The organism is Leucobacter chromiireducens, from assembly GCF_003917135.1.
Classification (GTDB): Bacteria; Actinomycetota; Actinomycetes; order Actinomycetales; family Microbacteriaceae; genus Leucobacter; species Leucobacter chromiireducens_A.
In genome coordinates this window covers 70,400-89,988 of sequence record NZ_RPDI01000001.1, presented here as the reverse complement: position 1 = coordinate 89,988, position 19,589 = coordinate 70,400, and the positions used below count along the sequence as shown (strand labels likewise).

15 protein-coding genes and 1 pseudogene are annotated in these 19,589 nt (G+C 66.9%); 3 read left to right on the top strand and 13 right to left on the bottom strand.

Going from position 1 to position 19,589, the window contains the following annotated elements; translation table 11 throughout:
* Window positions 1-20: 20 nt before the first annotated feature.
* Window positions 21-2,777 carry a right-handed parallel beta-helix repeat-containing protein gene (locus EGM46_RS00370; RefSeq protein WP_125098191.1) on the bottom strand — a complete coding sequence of 919 codons (2,757 nt, stop codon included), beginning with the start codon at window positions 2,775-2,777 and terminating at the stop codon, window positions 21-23.
* A gap of 546 nt (window positions 2,778-3,323) precedes the next feature.
* On the opposite strand from EGM46_RS00370, the gene EGM46_RS00365 reads away from it, so the two are divergent.
* On the top strand, window positions 3,324-3,563 hold the full coding sequence (locus EGM46_RS00365; protein ID WP_125098190.1) for a hypothetical protein: 240 nt from the start codon (window positions 3,324-3,326) through the stop codon (window positions 3,561-3,563).
* A gap of 59 nt (window positions 3,564-3,622) precedes the next feature.
* On the opposite strand, the gene EGM46_RS00360 is transcribed toward EGM46_RS00365, so the two are convergent.
* The 12 genes and pseudogenes from EGM46_RS00360 to EGM46_RS00305 all read right to left on the bottom strand — a co-directional run.
* A complete protein-coding gene (locus EGM46_RS00360) occupies window positions 3,623-5,110 on the bottom strand; it encodes an aldehyde dehydrogenase family protein (RefSeq protein WP_241156089.1) in 1,488 nt (495 codons plus the stop codon).
* Window positions 5,111-5,197: 87 nt separating this feature from the next.
* On the bottom strand, window positions 5,198-6,040 hold the full coding sequence (locus EGM46_RS00355) for an IclR family transcriptional regulator (RefSeq protein WP_125098189.1): 843 nt from the start codon (window positions 6,038-6,040) through the stop codon (window positions 5,198-5,200).
* 170 nt (window positions 6,041-6,210) lie between these two features.
* Complete coding sequence (locus EGM46_RS00350) at window positions 6,211-7,236, bottom strand: helix-turn-helix domain-containing protein (RefSeq protein WP_206427454.1); 1,026 nt, start codon at window positions 7,234-7,236, stop codon at window positions 6,211-6,213.
* A gap of 142 nt (window positions 7,237-7,378) precedes the next feature.
* Window positions 7,379-8,464, bottom strand: a complete 1,086-nt coding sequence (locus EGM46_RS00345; protein WP_125098187.1) for a zinc-binding dehydrogenase — start codon at window positions 8,462-8,464, stop codon at window positions 7,379-7,381.
* Window positions 8,465-8,526: 62 nt separating this feature from the next.
* Complete coding sequence (locus tag EGM46_RS00340) at window positions 8,527-9,621, bottom strand: Zn-dependent alcohol dehydrogenase (RefSeq protein ID WP_125098186.1); 1,095 nt, start codon at window positions 9,619-9,621, stop codon at window positions 8,527-8,529.
* Window positions 9,621-10,211, bottom strand: coding sequence for a hypothetical protein (locus EGM46_RS00335; protein WP_125098185.1), 591 nt, complete (start codon window positions 10,209-10,211; stop codon window positions 9,621-9,623). The genes EGM46_RS00340 and EGM46_RS00335 overlap by 1 nt, the downstream gene beginning before the upstream one ends.
* A 51-nt stretch (window positions 10,212-10,262) precedes the next feature.
* Entirely contained in the window at window positions 10,263-11,279 is a 1,017-nt protein-coding gene (locus tag EGM46_RS00330; RefSeq protein WP_125098184.1) for an ABC transporter permease, read from the bottom strand.
* Window positions 11,276-12,265, bottom strand: a complete 990-nt coding sequence (locus tag EGM46_RS00325; RefSeq protein ID WP_125098183.1) for an ABC transporter permease — start codon at window positions 12,263-12,265, stop codon at window positions 11,276-11,278. The genes EGM46_RS00330 and EGM46_RS00325 overlap by 4 nt, the downstream gene beginning before the upstream one ends.
* Entirely contained in the window at window positions 12,249-13,829 is a 1,581-nt protein-coding gene (locus EGM46_RS00320) for a sugar ABC transporter ATP-binding protein (protein ID WP_164512760.1), read from the bottom strand. The genes EGM46_RS00325 and EGM46_RS00320 overlap by 17 nt, the downstream gene beginning before the upstream one ends.
* 81 nt (window positions 13,830-13,910) lie before the next feature.
* On the bottom strand, window positions 13,911-15,215 hold the full coding sequence (locus tag EGM46_RS00315) for a substrate-binding domain-containing protein (protein ID WP_164512759.1): 1,305 nt from the start codon (window positions 15,213-15,215) through the stop codon (window positions 13,911-13,913).
* Between the two features lie 149 nt (window positions 15,216-15,364).
* The gene (locus EGM46_RS00310) at window positions 15,365-16,771 is read right to left on the bottom strand and encodes an aldehyde dehydrogenase family protein (RefSeq protein ID WP_125098180.1); all 1,407 of its coding nucleotides are present in this window, start codon (window positions 16,769-16,771) and stop codon (window positions 15,365-15,367) included.
* Between the two features lie 430 nt (window positions 16,772-17,201).
* Window positions 17,202-17,836, bottom strand: a pseudogene (locus tag EGM46_RS00305) (sodium:solute symporter family transporter); the annotation flags it as partial.
* 169 nt (window positions 17,837-18,005) lie between these two features.
* On the opposite strand from EGM46_RS00305, the gene EGM46_RS00300 reads away from it, so the two are divergent.
* Both EGM46_RS00300 and EGM46_RS00295 read left to right on the top strand, forming a co-directional pair.
* Window positions 18,006-18,338: a nuclear transport factor 2 family protein gene (locus EGM46_RS00300; RefSeq protein WP_125098179.1), complete on the top strand. Its 333-nt coding sequence runs from the start codon at window positions 18,006-18,008 to the stop codon at window positions 18,336-18,338.
* The gene (locus EGM46_RS00295; RefSeq protein ID WP_241156088.1) at window positions 18,335-19,519 is read left to right on the top strand and encodes a low temperature requirement protein A; all 1,185 of its coding nucleotides are present in this window, start codon (window positions 18,335-18,337) and stop codon (window positions 19,517-19,519) included. The genes EGM46_RS00300 and EGM46_RS00295 overlap by 4 nt, the downstream gene beginning before the upstream one ends.
* The last annotated feature ends 70 nt before the right edge of the window (window positions 19,520-19,589 follow it).

Here is a 19,589-nt window from a genome sequence, read left to right as displayed (position 1 = left end):
AACTGTCTGTTGGAGTCGCATTACGGTGCGGTGACCGTCGTATCAACGGGGATCAGTGAGCCGCACGCCGAGAGGAGTGTGCTCTGGCCAACACCGAGCTCGGCCACCGTCCCGATCACGCCGTTGGTGCCGAGGCGCGCATCGGTGTCGGTCACGGTCACATCCGTGAGCTTCGTGGCCCAGTCGTCGGCCGAGATGTTTGACACCTGGTAGACGAAGCAGACCGCCTGGCCGTCGGTGAGCCGAGTGCCGCTCAGCGCCTCGGTGCCCGTCGCCATGATCCGCTCGGGCGATGCCTTGTCCGCGACATCGACGAACGCCCGCTTCGTGATCCGGATCGATGGGTCCGTCGAGAAGAGCTTCACCGTGGTGGCGCGCACCACCAGTCCGTCGTAGTTCGAGTCGTCAGAGGCGACGGTGTGTGCGACGCTCACCGGAGTGTTCGCGACCACGTCGCCAGCTGCCGCGGTGACGCGCACCTTGTCAGAACTGGTCTTCCCAGCGGGGATCACCGGGCTCGTGGTGGATAGCTTCACACTGTTGTCCACCCCTGCCTGATCGAGCACACCGGTGAACACCAGGTCAGCGCTCGGGGTCGGCGCGCCGGAGGCGACCGTGAAACCGTATTGCTTGCCGTCCGGCTCGCCGGTGACGAGCGTGAACGAACTCGGCTTCGTCGAGATCGGGTTGATGAACGTGATGTTCGGGTCGGTGCTCTTCGCAGCGGCAGCGTTCTTCAGCCCGCCGGTGCTCATGACCTTTTCCGCGGCGATCGCCGCGGTGACCCGCGCCGAATCGTTGACGCGTGCGATCACATCGAACTTCTTGTTCTCGCTGCCCGGCACGGGGCTCACGGTGACGGATCGTGGGTTCAGCCGCCCAGCGTCGATGGTCTCGGTGACCGCGGTCGCGGTGACGTCGACGATCGCTGCCGTCACGGATGCCGGATCGAGTGGCAGGGACGACTCCACCGTGTAGTGCAGATCGCGCGCCAGCGTCGAATCGTTCTGGGTGTCCGCCTGGTTAATCGTGAGTTCCGGGCGGCAGCTGCCGCTGAAGCCGACCGTCCGGGAGAGCTGCGAGGACTGCGTGCCTGCGTTCCCGATGGTCTGGAGCCGGAGGTAGCCGCCGGCCTTGCCGGTTGCGGCGTCGACAATCGTGGCCTCGTCGAACTCCCCGACGACGGTGGACGGGAACTTCTGCGCGCCGACCGGGAGCTCGAGCACGAGCTTCGCCGCCGAGCCCGAGACCTGCGTCACGCGGCCGAGGTAGATCTCCGCGGTGCGATCCTGGGTCCAATACAGGTCGAGATCAACGGCCGCCGAGGGGAAGGGACCGGTTGCGGGGGCCTGCACGTCGAGCGTCGCGACGCACACCGGGATGTCTTCCGCGAGCGGGGACTCCACCTCCTGCGCGCCAGCCGGCACGTCCGTGGTGAGCACCGCGGCGTCCGCCGAGGGGTACCACGTGTTCACGCGATTGTTGGCGTTCAGGGCGTTGTCGATCAGCGTGGACGCGCCGTCGCGGGTCTCCTCGGCGACCGCGGGCCGCGCCTGGCTCGCACTGCGCGCGCCGAACGTGTTCTTCTCGACGAGCACGTCACCCGTGTTGTTCAGGTAGATCGAGGTGCTCGAGTAGCCGTTGAAGTAGTTGTTCGAGATGCGGAGGTCACCGGCGCTGCCCGAGGCGGTGGTGCCGACCCAGGACACGGCGTACGCGTGCCCGCTCGTGGCGCGCGTGACCTCGTTGTTCTCGATCACGTTGGTCCCGCCCATCGGGCCGTACGGGAGGGCGATGAGCGCGTTGTGCACACCGGATCCGCCCGACCCCTGCATGTTGATGAACTGGTTGTTCGAGATCGTGATGTTCGACGCCTTCACGCTGCTACCAGCCGCGGCGGCCGTGGTGAACGGGAACACCGCGTTCGTGGTGATGTTCGACACGAAGGAGTTCGTGAACGTGAAGCCGTCCAGCACCGCGTTCGCGCCTCGCTGATAGAAGCCGATGACGTCGTTGCGGCAGCCGGATCCGTCAAGCGCGCTGCAGGCGCCGCCGACGGTGTAGGTGACCCGCACGTTGTCGATGAGGATGTTCTCCACGGGCGTGCTCGACTGCTGGTTGAAGTAGAAGAGCGCCGTACCAGGGTAGAAGCCCTGGAGTCGGTAGTTCTTGACGGTGATGTTCTTCGCGCCCTCGCGGTAGATCACGAAGCGCTCAGGGGCGTAGCTGCGCTGCGTCAGCGTCGTCCCGCCGTCGATGACGACGCCGTCGGCCTTCGGACCCATCACGAACGAGGTCTCGCCCGAGAGCACGTTGTCCATGTTCAGGAAGTTGACGTCTGGCCCGTTCACGTGGAACATCGTCGGGGCCGAGTCCAGCAGCGTCTCCATCGTGACCTGGTTCTTCAGGTCGATGGTCACCGGCGCGGTCACCAGGTAGTGCGCGCCGACGTCGAAGTTGGAGACCGCGGTGGTGTCCATGCGGCTCGCGACCACCGGGTTGATGTTGCCGGTGAGACCCGGCGCAACCGTGATCAGCGCGGCGCCCGCCGGAAGGTTCAGCGCGTTCGTCTCCTGCAGCGCCGCCTGCATGGTGCAGGTCCCCGCCGCGGTGGCGCAGACGCCGTCTCCGACGTTGATGTCCTTTGCGGTCGTGGTCGCATCGAGCGAGTTCAGCAGGAACGTGTGCGTGACCGCCTGCGCGCCTGTCGCGCTCAGGAGCGGGCCGGCGAGGAGTGCGAGCACCGCGGCGAACACTGCGGCGCTTCGGCCGAGCACTCGCTTCTTTTGGCCGGAATGCGTCGCATCTCGACGCGACGCGATCCCGGTGCTCCCCCAGTGCCTCATAGACAGTTTCCCTCCACGGTGTGCGATACAAAAGCGTGACGAGCGCTCGATCGCCCCCTGGAGTTGCACTGCACAGGAGGTCGACGCGGGCCCTGAAACCAGTGTGAAATACTCCGGCCGCCGGATGGAGGGAGAAGGTCTGATCCGGTGCTGATTCGGGCGAGGTTGCGTGCGCAAAAATCACCCGTTGCGTGCACGCTGCGGAGCGATTCAGCGCTGGCGGAGGAGGAACCGACGCGGGTACCACGTAAGGCGGCGGGCGCGCACGGGACCGCCGCGGGACGCCCCAGCCCGGCACCCCAGCCCTGAGATCGCGCGCATCTTTCCAGCTCGCAGGCATTTGCGCGAGAATCCGCCCGCTATCGAAAGATCCGCGCGATCTCGAAGCGGGGGCGGGGGCGGGGTGGGCGAGGCACCACGCGCAGCGCACGCCACCAGCGCAGGCAACGTACACTGTTTCCAGCACGGGAGGATGGCATGCGGATACGCGCGAGCGAGGAGTTCGGGGAGCAGCACTCGCGATTCGACGCTGCGGCAGCGGAGGACACGCTCCGTGAACTTGAGGCGCAGTACGCGGCAGGAGAGATCGAGGCGCACGCCTATTTCGAGAAGAAGCAATCGCTCGTTCGCCTGTTTCTCAAGGCGACGACGAACCCGCGGCGCCGCCCCCGCGATGAGAACTCCGCAGGAGCGGTGCGCGCGGGAGGGCGGCGTTGACGACGTCCAACACTCAGGCGCTCATGGCCGCGACACTGCGTCCATGAGCGCCTGCGGCACTAGAGCGGGTACTGGCCCGGCTCGCGGCGCATCGTGATCCAGCGAGTCTCGGTGAACGCGTCGATGTTCGCCGCGACTCCACCGTGTCGCGAGCCGGTGCCCGAAGCTCCGACCCCGCCGAACGGCGCGTTCGCCTCATCGTTGACCGTCTGGTCATTGATGTGCACAATCCCGGTCGGGATCCTCCGAGCAAGCGCGAGCGCGCCCAAGGCGTCCGCGCTCACGATCCCGAGCGACAGGCCAAACTCGGTGTCGCTCGCGAGCTCGACCGCCTCGTCGTCGGTGGCGTAGGACACGACGGACGCAACCGGACCGAAGACCTCGTCGCAGTATGCCGCAGTATCACGCGGCGGATTCGCAAGCACGGTTGGACGGTAGAAGAGGCCGTCGTAGGAGCCACCAGCGGCGAGGGTCGCACCGGCTGCGATGGCCGCCTCGACGAGTCCGTGGACACGGTCGCGCTGAGTCTCATCAATCAGCGGTCCGAGGTGCGCCTGTCCTGCCGCCGGATCCCCAACGACCATCGAGTCAGCCTTCGCCGCGAGCTTCGCAACGTACTCCTCGAAGCGTGATTCGTGCACGATGTGCCGACCGACGGTCATGCAGATCTGTCCCTGATGTAGGAACGCACCCCAGGTTGCGAGGTTGACCGCCTGGTCGACGTCGGCATCCTCGCGGACGATGAAAGCTGAGTTGCCACCAAGCTCGAGGTGCGCACGCTTCAGGTGCTTCCCTGCCAGCTCGCCGACGCTGCGGCCGGCCCGGGTCGAACCCGTGAAGGCGATGACCCGCACGAGCGGCTCAGTGACCAGCGCCTCGCCAACCTCCGCGCCACCCGGCACGAGTTGCAGCAATCCCTTCGGGAGCCCCGCTTCCTCGAAGATCCGGACCATCGCGACACCGCCGGTGATGGTGGTGCGTGGGTCCGGCTTCAGCAGCACCGCATTGCCAAGCGCCAGCGCAGGGGCAACGGCACGGATGCCGAGGATCAACGGGACGTTGAACGGGGAAATCACGCCGACGACCCCGACCGGAACTTGCTCGGCGAGCGAGAGACGCGGCTCCTCGCTCGACAGCATGGCGCCGAGCGGCGCCGACGGGAGCGACGCGGCCTCGTAGCATTCGGCAGCTGAGACGTGCAGGGCGAAACCGGCGAGCGGGGGGATCGCGCCGACCTCCCGGATATTCCAGCCGCTGATTTCCTCGGCGTGCTGCTCCCACAGGGCGCCGGCGCGACGCAACACCGCGGCGCGCTGCGGGTGAGGCAGTGCCGCCCATTCTCGCTGAGCGTGCGACGCGCTGACCGCGGCGCGGTGCACGTCGTCCGGGCTGGCGATGCCGATCTCGGCGAGCACTTCGCCGGTGGCTGGCGCAGTGGACGGCAATGTGCCACCGGCGCCGGGGACCCAAGCCCCATCAATGAAGATCTTGCCTGCGAAGTCGGCAACGGTGAGCAGTTGCTGCGGTGCAGCGGATGTGTCAGCCACGGTGTGTGTCCTTTCGTTCGGGATGGGGTGATGCAGTGCGTGTTGTTCGGGCTCCGGCGACGCAGGGCGACGTGGCGTGCACGCAAGTCAGGGGCTGTGGCGCAACTCTCGAGCGATTGCTTGTGCCGCCTCGCGCACGCGGTGTGCGAACTTCAGCTCGTCCCACCGCTCAGGGGCGAGCACGATCTCGACCGCGGCTGGCGGGTATCCTTCCCCAGCTGGGATCGGTGCGGCGATCGCGACGCTGCCCTCCCCGAGCTGGACGAGGTATCCGGTGCGGTGACTTGCGGAGAGCGTGCGTCGGATCTCGGCCGCACCCCCGGCGATTGCGGAGTGCTCGTGGTCGGCCATCCGCTGCACTGCGCGATCGCGCCAGGGTGCCGAGCGCGCTGCGGTGAGCGCGGCGCCCATAGCGGTGCTCAGCAGCGGGAATACGCTCCCCTCCTGGGCTCTGGTCGGCGCGGACTGCGCGCCACGCACGTGTCCGACGTACATTGCTTCGGCAGTGTCCGGTGAGTCGGTGGTGAGCACTCCGAGGAACACGTTCTCGCCGCTCGTGTCGTAGAGTCTCGTGAGGTGCACCTGGGCGGCCTGGCGGAGTTTCATCTGCAATTCCGAGTACTGGGCGAGTTCCCAGACGAGCGAACCGACGCAGTATCTGCCGCCAGCGGTGCGGCTCAGCAACCCGATTGCCACGAGATCTCCGATGAGGCGGTGCACGGTCGAGCGCGGAATACCCGACCGTTCCACGAGTTCTCGCGCTGAGAGCGTGTACTGCTCGTGGGTGAAGCAGCGCAGCAACACCACCGCGCGCGACAGGAGCAGGGGAGCCGAGCTGGCTGGGTCGGCGCGCGGACTCGGCGCGCCGTGCGCCCCGGCTCGGCGCATCACCGCGGCGTGCACGCCACGATCGCCCGGTTCCTGGTTCACACTGCCTCCTCGCAGGGTCACGATCTGTGCGCGGCCACCGCCGGCAGCCGCGTGATCTCATCTAATCGTGCTCGGCTCGAAATGCCTTGTGCTCGCTGACACAGGACTTGACTCAGCACGCAGAGTTCGTCGCTGAGCTCCGATGTTGACGCCGCCGGAGTGCGCCACGCTCACGCAGCTCGGGGCAGCTCAATCCGAGTCCTCGCTTCGCGCGGGCTGATCCCAAAGTGCCGCTTGAATGCTCGACTGAAGTGTGTGGGCTCGAGCATCCCCCAGCGCGCCGCGATCGCCGCGACCGACAGATCACGCAGCGCTGGGTCTTCGAGGTCACGCCTGCACCGCTCCATGCGCCGCTCCCTGATCCAGGAGCTCACCGTCATGCTGTTCCGCTGAAAGAGCACCTGCAGGTACCGTGACGACACGAAGTGTGCCTTCGCGATCGAGCCAAGCCCAAGATCCGGATCGGCGAGGTGCTCATCGAGGTAGCTCAGAATCTCGTTCAGGATCGCGCCGGACGCGCCGAGCGCCTGCCGCTGGTCGAGCTCAGCTGCGAGCATGGTGCCGAGCATGTCGACGATGTTGTGCGGCAGGCGCGAGCCCGAGGGGCGCTCGAACTGTTCGAGGTGATCCATAAGATGCGAAATGAATGGTGAGACGCTCGCCGCGAGCCCTTGCGTCCGGTCGAACCGCACTGCGGTGAGCTCCCCGATCGAGGCTGGAGCGAGCGGGATCACGTCTCGGGGGAACATGAGGATCGCGGTGCGCGCACCCTCGCTGGAGAGCAGTGAGTAGGGCCGCGAGGTGTCGTAGATCGCAAGGTCGCCGGTACGCAAGGTCGCCTCACGCCCGTCTTGCATGACGATCCCCTCGCCGCTCAGCATCAAGCTGAGCTTGTAGTGTCCGTTGCCACGTCCGGCGGCAATGAGCTCGGGGGTGCGCGAGACGGTGTGTTCGGAGGCCTCGATGTCCATGCACACCAATCGTCCGCGGGTGATTGAGCGAAAGCCCCCAGAGAAGCTCAGTGTGCGACTCGCAACCTCGAGCGGCATAACGGAGTTCCGCACCAGGCTGGCGTACTCTTCGATGCTGGTCGTCGCCGCGGTAAAGAGCCCGTCGTGCGCTGGAATGGGAAGTGTCACCGGCGTCGTCACAAGGAACCTCCTGGCCTTCACGTGCGTCATTGCATGATCGAACATGCACCACCATACGGACCCGCTCGTCCCACATGACGGACATGTCCCATGGGGCGAGACAGCAGTTTGACGACTGAGCGGGTGGCCCGTATCGCGAGCCACCCGCTCAGTGTGCTGCGTCATGCGGCAGCGTGAGACTTCATGGTCAGGGGAAAGTAACGACGGTCCGCCCCGTGTGCTGGGCAAGCTCGGCGTACGCGCCGTTCACCTCCTCAAGCGAGATCGTCCGCGAGACGAGCTCGTCGAGCTTGAACCTGCCCTCGCTGTAGAGCTCAACAAAGCGGGGAATGTCTCGACGAAAGTTCGTCGAGCCGTTGAAAATCGGCCGGATGCGCACCTGGTTCCAGATGAACTCCGGGCCGATGCCGATCTCGAGGGTAGCGCCAGGTCTATTAATCCCAACAACCCCGAGTTCGCCCGCCCGCCCAACGCTCTCATAGGCCTGCCTGGTCACCTCCGGGCGGCCAACGAAGTCGAACACGAAGTCCGCACCGCCCTCGGTGAGCTCGCGCACCGTGGCAACGGGGTCCACCGCTGCGGAGTTGACCGTGTCAGTCGCACCAAAGCGCTCGGCGATCAAGAGCTTCTCGTCGGCGACGTCCACCGCGATGATCCGCGCGGCGCCCACCACTTGCGCCGCCTGCAGTGCGGCAAGCCCCAGCCCACCGCAACCAAACACTGCAACGGTCGCCCCAGCGGGCACCCGCGCCGCGGTCATCACGGCACCCGCGCCAGCGAGAACCCCACAGCCCAGCACGCTCGCGAGCTCGTGCGGAATGGGTCGGTCAATGCGCACCAGGTTGTTCTCGTGCAGCAGTACCTGCTCAGCGAAGCCGCCGAGCTGGGCTACCGCGGTGACGGGTTGCCCCGCGAGCGTGAGTCGCGGTCGCTCCCCCGCGCTCCGCGCAACGAACTCGGGGCACTCACACATGTTGATGTCGTCACGCACGCACGCACGGCACGACCCGCAGTGTGACTGCAACGACGCAACCACGTGATCACCGACCACGAAGTCAGTCACGTCTGGACCGACCTCGGAGACCACGCCAGATATCTCGTGGCCGAGGATCGCGGGAAGTGGCCAGCCGCCCAAGTTGCTCGCAGTCAGATCGCTGTGGCAGAGGCCACTGGCCTTCACGTCGACGCGCACCTCGCGGCCGATCGGTGCGTCGATGTCCACGTCTGCGAGGCGGTATGCGCCGCCGACCTCATCAAGGACGAGTGCTTTCACGGGTGTTCCCTTCGTTGCGTGTGTGTCATGGTGGGCCGGCCGGGTGGCGCCCGGCACACCGGTCAGAATTTCGTGATGACCGCGCGTGCCACCCCGCCTCCGGCAAGCGACTCGTACGCGCGGTCAATCTCGTCAAGAGCGATCCGCTCAGACACGAGATCGTCGAGGTTGAAGCGGCCCTGCAGGTACAGCTCGGCGAACATCGGAATGTCGAGCTGCGGCCGCGTTGACCCCATCGCTACCCCGACGATGCGGCGCTGTGGCAGCACAATATCCGCGAACAGGTCGAGTGCCCCGAGCGTGTTGCCCGGCTTCTGCACGCCGATCAATAGCGCGGTCCCGCCGACGCGCAGCATGCGCACCGCCTGTTCAGCGGTCGCCTGCATTCCGATCACTTCAAACGCGTGCGTCACGCCGCCCCCGGTGAGCTCTCGCACCGCCGCAACCGTGTCGCCATCGGCAGCATTGACGGTGTCAGTGGCTCCAAAGCGCCGAGCGAGGTCGAGCTTTGCGGGCTGCAGGTCGACGGCAATCACACGCGAGGCACCAGCAAGCACTGCCCCCTGAATGGTGTTGAGCCCAACCCCGCCGCAGCCGATCACGGCGACGGTGTCCCCCGGCCGGATCCCCGCGGTGTTGATCGCGGCTCCAGCGCCGGTCACAACGCCGCAACCCAGGAGGCATGCGACATCGAACGAGAGCTCGTCGGGGATCTTGATCGCGAGGTTCTCATGCACGAGCACGCGCTCGGCGAAGCCGCCAACTCCCATGAACTGAGCGACGGCGGAACCGTCTCGCACAATACGCGGCGCGTCCCCCGTGCCGCGCTCGAGGGAGGCGACGTTGCTGCAGCGATACGGCGCTGCAGCGCGGCACTCAACGCAGTTCCCGCACCCGGCGACCATGCACACGACGATGCGGTCGCCAACGCTGACATGGGTGACCTGCTCGCCAACCTCAGCGACGACACCGGCCACTTCGTGTCCGAGGAGCACGGGCATCGGAAATCCCAAGCCGTGCTGCGCGATCGAGAGATCGCTGTGGCAGAGCCCGCTCGCTGCGACCTCCACGACGATCTCGTGCGCTGTTGGCTCGGCAAGGGCCACCTCAGACAGGACGAATCCAGCTCCGGCGGCATCGACAATAGCGGCGCGCATCAGGCCGTTTCCCCTCGATCGACCGCCTCGGTGATGCCCGAGAGCAACTCGCTCGCCGGGTCGTCGGCACCGACGTGCGGCGCCGACGGACCCGCAAGGAAGAAGAAGCCGGGTGTGCCAGCTCCCTCGCCTGGCGTGCCAGTGCAGAGAAACAGTCGGTCGTTGACCTTTCGGATCTCATCGAGGAATCCGATGCGGCCTGCCGGGTTGTCGAAATCGCTGTACTTGAGCAGAAGTGCGTCCTTTCCGTCAATGGGCGAGGTGCCGCGGTGCACACCAAAGCGGTCGCGGCGCGCGACGGACCCGTCGCGCCCAAGCAGCCGGTTGTACCCAGCTGCCCCATCGCCTTCTGCGCCGGGGAAGCCCTTGCCCAGCCAATACACGCCGGCCTCGAGGCCGGCCGTGACCCGGGCTAACGCCGCATCAAAGGTTTCCTGGTTCAGGCCGAGCGCGTCGAACCCCGCGTACTCGCCGCTCAGCTCGCCGATCGCCGGGGCGTCGAGGGTGTGGAAGAGTTCGAGCAGGGCGGCGGCGTCGAGCGCCGCAAGGTGGGGCACCTGCCAGTGTTCACGTGGGTCTGCAACGGTCATTTCGGTTCTCCTTCGGGTCAGTGAGTGGGGTGTAAGTGATCGTGCGCGCGGTCACACTCGGTCACCGAGGCGGCGGCCACGGCCGTAGATGGCCATGGCGACGAGGATGACGACGCCATACAGGATCTGCTGGTCGCTGGTCGCGAGACCGTGTCCGATGAGCACATTGGTGATCACCGTCAGCATGAGCGCGCCGATGACGGTGCGGGAGTAGTCACCCGGGCCGCCGAACACCGTGCCGCCGATGATGACGGCGGCGAGACTCTGGAAGAGGTACGGGCCGCCGATCGAGGTGTTCACCGTTCCGGAGAACGCGGCGAGCACCACGCCGGCGAGGCCAGCGCACAGGGCACTCAGCGCGAACACGATGACCCACATGCGACGCACCTTGATCAGTGAGAGCCCGGCGGCGCGACCGTTGGCACCAGCTGCGAGCATTCGACGTCCCACGGGCGTCCGGTGGATAAACACCGTCATGACGACGATCACCAGCGCCCAAATGAGCAGGATCGGCGGGAACGGCAGCCCGAACGTCGTGGACCGCAGCGAGGTGAGGGCCATGAGCCACTCCGGTGCACCGCCGGCGATCGTCCCCTCCGTCTGGATCTGCATGAGTCCGAGCGCAAGGGTGCCCATCGCGAGGGTGACCACGAGCGGATCGACCGCGAATCGGTGACAGACCCAGCCAACGAAGCCGCCGAGCACGAGGGTGAACGGGACAAGGATCGCAAGCGCGACACCGAAGCTGACCCCGTGCAGTGATGTGATCTGCGTGGCGAATACGGCGCCAACAACGAGGAAGTTCGCGACGGACATGTCAACCCCGCCGATGAGGATCGCGAGCGTTTGGCCCAGCCCGGCGAGGCCGACGAGCGCCGCAAGAATGAGCAGTGAGGTAATGCTGTTGGCGGATGCGAAGCCCTCGAGCGTGACGGCACCGATGAGGAACGCGATTGCGGTAATCGCAAGCTGCAGTACGGGGAAGCGGTGTTGAATCCGCCCAAGCAGTTCGATGAGTCGCGGCTTCTCGTCGAGCAGCGTGACGACTTCAGTGGTGAGCGCGCTCATGCGTGATGCTCCTTTCGTGGTGCTGCCATGATCGCTCCGGTGATCACGGCGAAGAGGAGGAGGCCGCCGAACACGAGGTTGAGCCAGACCTGGGAGACGTTAAAGAGCGTCAGCATGTTCTGCACGAGGAAAATCACGCCGGCACCCGCGACGGCTCCGAGCATGCCGCCGCGGCCACCCAGCATGCTGATCCCGCCGAGCGTGATGGCGGTAATCGCGCCGATGACGTAGGAGGAGCTCGACGATGCGTCAGCTGAGCTCACGAGACCGGTGAGCGCGATGCCGCCGACGGCGGCGATCGCGCCACCGAGCGCATACGAGCAGATGCGGATGAGGTTCACGTTCACACCAGCGGAAAATGCCGTCGCGTCGTTGCCGCCCACCGCGTAGAGGTTCCGGCCGAAGGCGCCGCGCACGAGCAAGAGCCACGCGACGAGTGGCACCCCGACGGCGATGAGGCCCCCCGGGATCATCCAGATCGACTTCGCCATATCGAGCACCCAGCCGTCGAACAGGATCACTGGGGTTGGTGCGAGGCGCAGATTGACGCCGGTGAGGATGAACATCGACGCGAGTGAAGCGACGATCGGTGGCAGCCGGAGGAGCACCGCGATCAGACCGTTGAGCGCACCGATGAGCGCACCGGCCCCGATGAGAATCGGGATGGCGATGTACCCGCCGAGCCCCATCGGAGTGAGATAGCCGGCGAGCAGAATGGATGAGAAGGTCATCTGGGCGCTGATCGAGAGATCGATCCCGCCGCCGATCACCGCAGCAGCCGTCGCCATCGCGGCGAGCGCGAGTGGCGCAAACGCAGCGAGCTGCTGCACGGGCCCGAAGCGGGGCTGGAGCAGCACGTTGACGAGCAGCATGAGCAGGCTGAGAATCGTGGCGAATGCAGCAGGGTGCGCGCGGAAAAAGAGGCGCGCGCGTTCGCCCGGAGAGACCAGGTTCCTGGCCTTGGAGTGTTCACGTACCGCGTGCATCGGGGGTCCCCTTTCCGAAGAAGCTCGCGACGAGCGTGCTCCGCGTCATTTCGGTGTGATCAAGCTCGCGCGTGCAGGTAAAGTCGTCGAACACCAGCACGCGATCCATGAGTTCGATGTGTTCATCAACTTCGGTCGAGAGCATCACCACGGCAAGCCCCTCGGCGGTGAGTTCGCCGAGGAGACGATAGAGGTCGCGCTTCGCATTGATGTCGATCCCCCTGGTGGGGTCGTTCAACAGCAACACGGCTGGTGTCGTCGCGAGCCAGCGCGCGATGATGACCTTTTGCTGGTTCCCGCCCGACAGGGTGGTGATCGCGTTTGTGGTGCGACCGGTCTTAATGCTGAGCCGTGCGACGTACTCGCTGAACCTGCGGGCGGTCTCGCGTGGGCGGAGCAGACCGCCGCGCGCATCAGCCGAGACGGTGGCGATAGCAAAGTTGTCAAGGATGGACATCCACTCGAAGAGCGATTCGCCGCGCCGCTCGCGCGGTACGTATGCGATGCGCTGCGCATGGGCGGTGTCGTGGCTCGTGATCCGCGTCTCACGGTCTCCGTCGTACCGCACGACCTCGCCGGAGACCGTGCCGATCCCGGCGAGCGCTTTGATGAAGTCATCCTGGCCCTGACCCTCGAGACCGGCAAGGCCAACGAGCTCACCCGCACGGATCTCCACGGAGATGGGCGCGCGCCCCGGCCTGAGCTGAAGATCGTGCGTGGCCAGCACTATCGGCGCGTCGGCCGGCAGTGTGCGCTGCTCCGCCCGGACGCTGCTCTGGGCGAGATGATCGCCGCCGGTCATGAGTGCAACCAACTGCGCCGTGGTCCACTCGGCGTCGTCGATGGTGCCGACGGTCACACCGGATCTGAGCACGGTGATGCGATCACCGATCTCCTCGATCTCATCCATCCGGTGAGTGATGAGGATCACGCCGACGCCGTCGTGCCGCAGCCGTCCGACGACGCTGAAGAGCCGGCTGCGGCTGTCGTAGTCAAGGGCCGAGGTTGCCTCGTCGAGAATCAGCACACGCGGCTCCCGGAGCAGCGCACGTGCGATGCTACACACCTGGCGTTCGCTCAGCGAGAGCTCTTCGACGCGGGTATCGAGCGCTGGTGGGTGTTCGAGGAGTTCAGCGAGAATGGCGTGCGCACGCTCGACTCGCTCGTCGCGCGGGATCCGCGTGCGGACGGCACCGTCGGAGCCGAGCCAGAGGTTATCGAGCACGGTGCGCGTTCCAACGGACAACACTTCCTGAAACACGGTCACGATCCCGGCGTCCTGCGCGGCGCGCGGGGACGAGAACCGTGCGAAGCGCGTACCGCCGACAACGATCTCGCCGCTGTGCGGGGCGTGCACACCGCTCAGCATCTTCACGAGGGTCGACTTCCCCGACCCGTTCTCGCCGACGAGCGCGTGGACTTCGCCAGCACGGACATCGAAACTCGCCTCGCGCACCGCGATGGTGGGGCCGAAACGTTTGCTCAGCGATTGCACGCGCAACAGTGCGGTGTCATCGGCGGCGTGTGCGGCGACGGGCGCCAGAACACTCGGTGACTTGGTCACGCTCGTTCTCCTTACTCTCATGTGTTGAGTGCGCCTGTGTGAGGCGGCGCCGGGGCCGGGCATTCCGGCCCCGGCGATGCATCACTCCTCGCCCGGGTTCGTGAAGTACCCGTCGAGGTACTCGGGCGGCAGGAGCGAGCCGACCGACGCGGTCTCCTCTGCTGAGGTCGTCGTTGCGCCAGGGATGAGGTACTCGTCGATGTTTTCGGCGGTGACGAACTGAGTTTCAAGCGCGATCTGGTTGAGCTTTGGGCCCTGTCCCTGCATGGTGCGCAGCGCAACGTCCCAGAGCGCATCGCCGAACTGGGTCCCGGTGCCGGGCACTGCGAGCCCCTCGTAGCCGTCCGCGCGAAGCTCATCCCACCAGGCAAGCGACGCTGCGGTGGGCAGGTTGTCGAGAACGAGGGGCATGGTGTCGCGCCCAGCATCGGCGAACCCGGCGAAGACGCCGGAGCCCATCGAGGCCACCTGGTAGACCATGTCGACCTCGCCGGGCTGCGACGCGAGGAAGCTCATCACCGCAGACTTCGCGCCAGGGTCATTGAAGTTCCCCGCCGGGCTGCCGACGATCTCAATATCGGCGCAGTTACCGAGCACGTCGGTCGCTGCCGCGACCGAGGCGGTGTTGACCGTCATGCCTTCGATGCCCTGCATGATCATGACATTTCCGGTGCCACCGATCATTTCCGCACCGCGCGCCACCAGCTGGGCGACGCCGTCATAGGCGTTTGGCGTGATATTCAGCGCGTAGGGCGAGGCGACATAGCCGGTGAACGTGACCGTCGGAATACCCTGCTCGCCTGCCGTGTTCACGGCCGCGACCAGCGCCTCTCCGGAGAGCGGCTGAGCGATGATAATGTCCGCGCCCTTTCGCACCAGCTGCTCGAACGCGCGCACCTGATCCGCCGCTGTGAGCTCACCGCCTGCCGCCCCCGGCGTCTCGACGATCAGTTCGGAGACCTCGTCGACGCTTTTCGACTGCTCGGCCCGCGCACGAATCTGCTCGCTCAGCGCAGCAGCGACCGGGCTGCCCGAGTCCTGCTGCAAGTAGCCCACCGTGATCGGACCCTCAGCAATCTTCGATTCCAAGTCTGCCCAGGCGCTCGCTTCGATCAGGTCCGGCCAGCCGTTGAACGCGGCCTGGACGTCGTCGGGCATTTCGGCGATCAGCCCCTCCGGGTCGTTCGGATCGACCGTCGGCACGACACCGCACGCAACCGTGGACGTGTCAGCGGGCTCCGCGCCACCGCCGCCGGCACTCGACGTGCCGCCACCGCTGCACGCGGCAAGCGCGAGCGCAGCTGGGACGGCAATTGCAAGGAGGGATCGGCCAGTCAGCCGGAGAGAGCGCCGCGTGCCGCGCTCCTCAGAGGTGAGAGTGTGCATGGTGAGTTCCATTCCTGTTCGTGTGTTCTTCGTTGAATGAGTGAGTGGAATGCTGGGGTGTCCCTTTCGGGCGGGACGTGGGCGCGACAGCGCACCGCGTCCCCGCCCGGAGCCGGGCGAGCGGCGGGAGGAGTGGGTCACGCTCCGCCCTAGACGGTGATGACCTTTGGCGCGGCGACGGCTTTCAGTCCGTGTGCACCAAACTCCAGTCCGTAGCCGGACGCTTTCACGCCACCGAACGGGACCATCGGGTTCAGCGTTCCATGCTGGTTGATCCAAACCGTGCCACTCTCAAGTCGGTCCGCGACGCGACGCGCCTCGCCCGGCTCGCCCCAGACGGAGGCGCCGAGCCCCTGCTCAGTCGCGTTCGCGCGTGCGATCGCGTCGTCGAGATCGGTGTACCTGATGATCGGGATCACGGGACCGAATTGCTCCTCGTCGACGAGGGCTGCCCCGTCTTCGATCTCTGTCACGATCGTTGCGCGGTAGAACTGGCTGCCAAGCTCCGGAGCCGGCTCGCCGCCCGTCACGATCCGGGCGCCGCGCTCGCGGGCATCGGCGACGAGGTCGCTGACGATCTCGAACTGCTGCGGTGTGGAAAGCGGCCCGAGCAGCGCTTCCTCGCTGGTACCTGGGCCCATTGGGATCGACTCGGCGAGCGCGGCGAGCGCGGCGACCACTTCATCGTGCACGGAGTCGTGCACGTACAGCCGCTTCAGCGCCGCGCAGGTCTGCCCGGTGTTGATGAAGATGCCCCAGAAGAGGCCCTCGGCAATCGCCGCCGCGTCGGCACCCGGGAGCACGATTCCCGGATCGTTGCCGCCGAGTTCGAGGGTGAGCCTGGCGAGATTATCCGCCGAGCTCCGCACGATCTCTCGCCCCGTCTCCGTTGATCCGGTGAACATCACCTTTGCGATGTCCGGGTGGCTCGCGATGCGCGAGCCGACCTCGCGGTTGCCCGAGACGACGGTGAGGAGCCCGGCCGGCAGGTGACGGTTCATGAGTTCGACGACGCCGAGCACACTGAGCGGAGTGTAGCTACTCGGCTTCACGACGACCGCGTTTCCCATACGCAGCGCCGGAGCGATCTGCCAGATGCCAATGAGCGCCGGCCAGTTCCACGGCCCAATCGCTGCGACAACGCCAAGCGGAACGTAGTGCAGCTCGGAGCGAGTACCCTCTGCCTCGAACAGGAGTTCCGGCTCGATCACGGTGTCGGCGGCGTTGCGGATCCAGACCGCGCACCCCGCAGCTTCGAACCGAGCCCCCGGCCCGTTGAGGGGCTTGCCCTGCTCGCGGGCGATGATGTGTGCAAGTTCCTCGGCGTTCGCCTCAACCTCGTCTGCGGCGAGACGCAGGATCCGCGAGCGCTCCTCGTGACCGAGCGCCGCCCATGTCTGCTGGGCGTCGCGCGCGGCCGCAATCGCAGACTCAAGATCAGCGACCGTGTGTACTGGCGCGTACCCGATCACCTCACCGCTCGCTGCGTCTGGGATCGCGCGCCCCGCGTGCGCGCTGACGGTGATCGCGTCGAGCAGCGTCGCTACATCAGTCATCTCGGTTCCTCCTTGAAGCCGGCTCACGCAGCGGTCGCCGCGGTGCTGCAAGCATTGTGCGCAGGGTCACCGCACGCACTACAGGCACTGCGCGCACCGAACCTGCGCATTCGCGCATGACCGCACGCGCGGTGCCCCGGGAGGAACCGAGCGAGCAGCTACCACTTCGCCGGCCGCGGCGCACGGGGCCGCCGCGGGGCGCACGCCCCAGCCCCGCGCCCCAGCGCCCCGAGGTCGCGCGCATCTTTCCAGCTCGCAGGCATTTGCGCGAGAATCCGCCCGCTATCGAAAGATCCGCGCGATCTCGAAGCGGGGGGGGTGGGGCAAGCACTCCGCAGCGCAGCTATCCCTTCGCCGGCCGCCGCCGCACGAGGTTCGTCGTGGTCGTGAACTCACCCTCGATTTCGACGTTCTCACTGCGGGTGGCGAGGCTCACGATCACGGCGGCGGCGACGGCGAGCACGGCGGCGAGCAGTAGCCCGGCGACGAGCGGGTGGAGGAGCACCTGCGACATGAGCAGCACGACTGTCTCCGGATCGCCCGGCGCGCCGTCGCCGCCTCCTGCGGGGTGCGGAGCGCCATGAAGCGCACGATGCTGTGCGGCTGGCCGAAGTAGCCGAGCCCCCAGGCGAGCCCCGAGACGATGACGATCGCGACGATCGGCACGACGATCAGCGCGACGACCATCATGAGGCCCCGCACCACGTCGGTGAGCGGGGCGCCGAGGAAGCCACCGAACACGGTGTAGGCGAGCGTCACCGCGGTGACGAGCAGCATGCCGACGAGGTACTCCCCGTCGAACGCGCTCTCGAAGAACTTGCCGCCGGCGACCATGCCGAAGGATGCGTAGCGCGTGAAGAAGACGAGGATGACGATACTCGAGATGGAGCGGAGCAGTCGCGAGCGGTCGCGGGTGCGGCCCTCGAAGAGGCTCGGGATCGTGATCGAGTTGCGCGACACCTCCGAGTAGGCGCGGAGGCGTGGCGCGACGAGCCGCCAGTTGAGGTAGGAGCCCGCGAGGAGGCCGACGGCAATCCAGCCCTCGATGAGTCCCGTCGCGTGCAGCTGACTGGCTCGCGAAGAGCAGCTCGACGCGGCGGGGTGCCACGACTCTCCCGTCCGAGACTGGACGGCCCGGTGTCCCCCGCGGAGGGGACAAACACTGTTCGGGGTCGTATTCCGGGCCGTCATTTGGTAAATAGATCAGGAGAGCACAACAGCGAGGAGCGTCACGATGAGCGGAATTTCTCTCCCCACCCCGGTTCGGCGCGTGGTCGATGCGATCAACGCGGCCGACACCGAGGCGTTCGTTGCGGCGTTCACCGCCGACGGCTTCGTTGACGACTGGGGCAGGGTCCTGCGCGGCCCGAGCGGCGTGCGGAGCTGGGCCGACACCGATGCGATCGGAGCCGGGGCGACGATGGACGTCAGCGAGGCGCGCACCGATGGCGACGTGACCGAGCTCCGTTTCACCTGGACGAGCCGGGTGTTCACCGGCGACTCGACCGCGTTCATCACCGTCGCGGACGACCTGGTCGCCTCGTTCACGATCCCGCCGCACGCGTGAGCATCACCGCAGCGCGCCGCTTCGGGATCCGGCGCATGGCTGGCCGCGATCCGCACGAGTCTCACCGCGTCGCGAGCCCCCTCGAGCTCTTCTTCGACCTCGTGTTTGTCGTCGCGGTGTCGCAGGCCTCGCAGAGCCTGCACCACGGGATCGTCGAGGACCACGCCGCGGCGGCGGTCACCGGGTACGCGATGGTGTTCTTTGCGATCTGGTGGGCCTGGATGAACTTCACGTGGTTCGCCTCGGCGTTCGACACCGACGACTGGCTCTACCGGGTCACCACGATCCTGCAGATGGGTGGCGTGCTGGTGCTCGCCGCTGGCGCGCAGGCCGCACTCGCGCACGGCGAGTGGGCGACGGTGACGTTCGGCTACGTGATCATGCGACTCGCGATGGTGATCCAGTGGCTCCGCGCTGCGGTGTCCGACCCGCAGCAGCGCGCGGTGGCACTGCGCTACGCCGCCGGCATCACCGGCGTGCAGCTCGTCTGGGTGCTCCGGCTCGCGTTCACCCCCGAGGTGCAGTTCTGGACGTTCTGGCCGGCCATGCTGCTCGAGCTGCTGGTGCCCGTGTGGGCCGAGCGCGCGCGGCGCACACCATGGCACCCGCACCATATCGCTGAGCGCTACAGCCTGTTCGTCCTGATCCTGCTCGGCGAGAGCCTCCTCGCGTCGGCGAATGCGGTGATCAGCGCGCTCAACTCGGGTGCGCACGTCGGGGGGATCGTCGGCCTCGCGATCTCCGGCCTGCTGCTCGCCGCCGGGATCTGGTGGATGTACTTCTCGGACGATCACGGTGCCCGCCTCGCTGACGTCCGCACCGGCTTCGGAGTCGGCTACGCGCACTACCTGATCTTCGCGGCGGTCGGCGCGCTCTCCGCCGGCATCGAGGTTGAGCTCGACCTGCTGAGCGGGGAGGCGGCACACCTGTCCGGCTCCGCGGCATCGTTCGCACTCGCCATCCCGGTGTTCGTGTGCATGGTCACGACGTGGTGGATCCTGCTGCGGCATCGGCTCTCACGGCCGGCCTCGGCGGTGTTCGTCGCCTGCGCGCTCGCGGTGCTCGCGAGCGCGGCGCTCCCGGTGGTCACGATCGCGGGCGTCACCGTGAGCGTCGTCATCGCGGTCGCAACGATCGAGGTCTCCCGCGCTCGGCGCCTGAGCGCCGGTCTTGGCGCGTGATCCGGCCCTCGCCAAGAGCTCGCAAGAGCTAGACTGAACCACCGGCTGGGGGGCCGAGGACGAATCGAGG